Consider the following 1,045-nt stretch of genomic DNA (forward strand, 5'->3'; position numbering starts at 1 on the left):
TTGGCGAGCGCAATCGCGAACACGATTTCCTCTGCCGGGCAGAGCTGGAAGAGTGGTTGATCAATGGCGATCTGGCGCGACTGGACCTGGCGTTTTCCCGGGATCAAGCGCAGAAGATCTATGTGCAGGATCGCCTGCGCGAATCCGCTGACGAACTGAAAAAATGGCTGGCCGAGGGTGCGGTGATCTACATCTGCGGCAGCCTGCAGGGCATGGCCTCCGGCGTCGATCAAGTGCTCAACGACGTATTGGGTGCAGCCGAAGTCGAGCGTCTGATCGAACAAGGCCGCTACCGCCGCGACGTGTACTGACACAACCAAAGAACCCCTCACCCTAACCCTCTCCCGGAGGGAGAGGGGACTGATTGGGGGATGCCTGATAAACACGCCGACCCGAAGGTGCTTTACCGAATCCATAATCGACCCGGTCGTTCAGGTCGATGTACAACTCGACACAACTCCGCAGGCCCCCTCTCCCGGAGGGAGAGGGGACTGATCGCGGGATGCTGTAGCAATACACCGACCTTAAAGTGCTTCACCGAATCCATAATCGACCCGGTCTTTCAGGTCGATGTACAACTCGACACAACTCCGTAGGCTCCCTCTCCCTCCGGGAGAGGGCTGGGGTGAGGGTCCTCGGCTACAGTGAGATTTCCAGCCACTTCACAAGGATCGTGAAGCATGCAAAATCGCCTCACTCTCGCTCAGTTTGCCCGCCAGTTACGCGCCAACCAAACCAACTGCGAACAATTGATTTGGCAAAAGCTTCGGTCACGGCAGATCGCCAATCTGAAATTTCGCAGGCAGTTTCCGTATCCACCCTACGTCCTGGATTTTTATTGCGTAGAGCTGAAGCTGGCGATTGAGCTGGATGGGGGTCAACACTATGAAACGGCGGGCCTGATCCACGATCAACGTCGGACGCTTTTTCTGGAACGTCAGGGCATTGAAGTTATGCGGCTCAGTAATCTTGAAGTGATGCAGCAGATGGAAGATGTACTGGAGCAAATCACGAGAATGGCGACGAATAAAAAAATGCCCTCCCC

At 55.7% G+C, this 1,045-nt stretch carries 1 protein-coding gene and 1 pseudogene; both read left to right on the top strand.

Annotated elements, in window-relative coordinates; translation table 11 throughout:
- Positions 1-311 (top strand): annotated as a pseudogene (locus tag DBR24_RS33670) (flavodoxin); the annotation flags it as partial.
- Between the two features lie 369 nt (positions 312-680).
- Positions 681-1,045 (top strand): endonuclease domain-containing protein (locus tag DBR24_RS24920; protein WP_146189118.1); only part of this gene is annotated, 365 nt, incomplete at its 3' end.

It is taken from the genome of Pseudomonas sp. HMWF006, assembly GCF_003061205.1.
Lineage (GTDB): Bacteria > Pseudomonadota > Gammaproteobacteria > Pseudomonadales > Pseudomonadaceae > Aquipseudomonas > Aquipseudomonas monsensis.